Source organism: Marinimicrobium sp. UBA4209, from assembly GCF_002381585.1.
In the GTDB taxonomy this organism is placed as follows: domain Bacteria; phylum Pseudomonadota; class Gammaproteobacteria; order Pseudomonadales; family Cellvibrionaceae; genus Marinimicrobium; species Marinimicrobium koreense.
On the sequence record NZ_DFTP01000106.1, the window covers coordinates 7156 to 9182 of the forward strand.

At 61.2% G+C, this 2027-nt stretch carries 3 protein-coding genes; all 3 read left to right on the forward strand.

Annotated elements, in window-relative coordinates; genetic code table 11:
- Window positions 1-96 precede the first annotated feature (96 nt).
- A complete protein-coding gene (gene yrfG / locus B3187_RS15555; protein ID WP_024462068.1) occupies window positions 97-765 on the forward strand; it encodes a GMP/IMP nucleotidase in 669 nt (222 codons plus the stop codon).
- An 8-nt stretch (window positions 766-773) separates the two neighbouring features.
- A complete protein-coding gene (gene hslR / locus B3187_RS15560) occupies window positions 774-1166 on the forward strand; it encodes a ribosome-associated heat shock protein Hsp15 (protein WP_286807405.1) in 393 nt (130 codons plus the stop codon).
- Between the two features lie 69 nt (window positions 1167-1235).
- The coding region (gene hslO, locus B3187_RS15565) for an Hsp33 family molecular chaperone HslO (protein ID WP_286807372.1) at window positions 1236-2027 on the forward strand (792 nt) is incomplete at its 3' end.

Consider the following 2027-nt stretch of genomic DNA (forward strand, 5'->3'; position numbering starts at 1 on the left):
GAAGAGGCGGCTGCGGGCGACGGTGTGGCGCTTTAATATCTCGGGTTTTCTGGGCATACTGGACGTCAAACTCCGTTGTAATAGGCTGTTCCCGGCATGATCAACTGGCAAGAGATCGACACCGTGTTGCTCGATATGGATGGTACCCTGTTGGACCTCCATTTCGACAACTATTTTTGGCTGAATCACCTCCCAAAGCGCTACGCGGAAATCCACGGGCTGGATCAGGCGGCGGCGACCGAATTCCTGATGGAGCGCATTGAGGCGCGCCAGGGCACCCTGGAGTGGTACTGCCTGGAGCACTGGTCCCGTTCCCTGTCCCTGGATATCCGGGGCCTGAAAGAGGAAGTGCGCCACAAGATCCAGATTCGTCCCCACGTGGAAACCTTCCTGACTCGCCTTCAGGAGCACGGCAAGCGCCGGGTGCTGGTGACCAACGCACATCCGCTGAGCCTGTCCCTGAAACTGGAAGAGACCGCCATCGACCGCTGGCTGGATGGTATCATCTCATCCCACGAGCTGAATGAGCCCAAAGAGTCCCAGGCCTTCTGGGATCGGCTGAAGGAGCGAGAGCCCTTTGACCCGGAGCGGACCCTGTTTGTGGACGACACCCCGCGAGTACTGGCCTCGGCCCGGGACTACGGTATCCGCCACCTGCTGTGTATCCATCAGCCGGACAGCCAGAATGAACGCCTGGTGGAAGATTACCCGGCCATTCACCATTTTGATGAAATTACGCCCCCGGAACGACCGAAAAGCGCATGAGTGAACCTCTGGAGAAAGTCCGAATCGACAAGTGGCTATGGGCCGCCCGGTTTTACAAGACCCGCAGCATCGCCAAGCAGGCCGTCGAGGGCGGCAAGGTCCAGTGCGACGGGCAGCGGGTGAAACCCAGCAAGGATGTGACGCTGGGGCTGACCCTGAAGATCCGCCAGGGTTTTGATGACAAAACCGTGGTGATCAAAGCGCTGTCGGACCAGCGGCGGGGCGCGCCCGAAGCCCAGTTGCTGTACGAGGAGACCGCCGAGAGCATCGCCCTGCGCGAGGAGCGGGCGGCGCAACGCAAGGCCGGTGGGCTCGCCGGTCAGATCATCAGCGACCACCGGCCCAACAAGAAGGAGCGCCGCCAGATTCACCGCTTCCGGCGTCAGGAACTGGGTCCATAGCGCGCCTGCCGGCGCCTCCCGGTGCCTTATCCACCCTCTCATCACTACTGAATTGGACTACAACACCCCATGTTCGATAACGACCTGCTGCACCGCTTCCTGTTCGACGAATGCGACGTTCGAGGAGAAATTGTCACCCTTGGCGCGAGCTACCGGGAAGTGATGAACAACAACCCCTACCCGGAGGGTGTCCGTGAACTGCTCGGAGAATTTCTGGCGGCGGTGGCGCTGCTGAGTAGCACCCTGAAGTTCAATGGCATGATCAGCCTGCAGGCCCAAGGCGACGGAGTGGTCAGTATGGTGATGGCCGAGTGCGACCATCACAAAAACCTGCGCGGCATCATCCGGCTGAAAGACAGCGCTGACCGCCCTCAGGGGCGCGGTGTGGGCGATTTGCTGGGCAAGGGCATCATGGCCATCACCATCGAGCCGGAGCGCGGTGAGCGCTATCAGGGGGTGGTGCCCATGGACAGCGACAACCTGGCCGAGTGCCTTGAACACTACTTCTACCAGTCCGAACAGCTCAAAACCCGGCTGTGGTTCGCCACCGGCGAACAGGCCTGCACCGGGCTAATGCTCCAGGCGTTGCCGACCCAGAAGCACGCGGACCCGGACGAAAACCGGGACCACTGGGAAACCCTGGGAACCCTGGCTTCGACGGTCAAGGACGAGGAACTGCTGGGGCTGCCCCATGCCGATGTCCTTTATCGGCTGTTCAACGAATACCAGCTGCGCCTGTTCGACCCCAGCGAGCTGCGCTTTCGCTGCAGTTGTTCCCGCGAGCGCAGCGCCAATGCGCTGCTCTCCCTGGGCCGTGAAGAGGTGGACCAGTTGCTGATCGAGCAGGGGGGCAAGATCAGT

Bases quoted from the DNA above. Each gene is read 5' to 3' on its own strand.
- yrfG (WP_024462068.1), top strand. From the start codon at position 97: ATGATCAACTGGCAAGAGATCGACACCGTGTTGCTCGATATGGATGGT.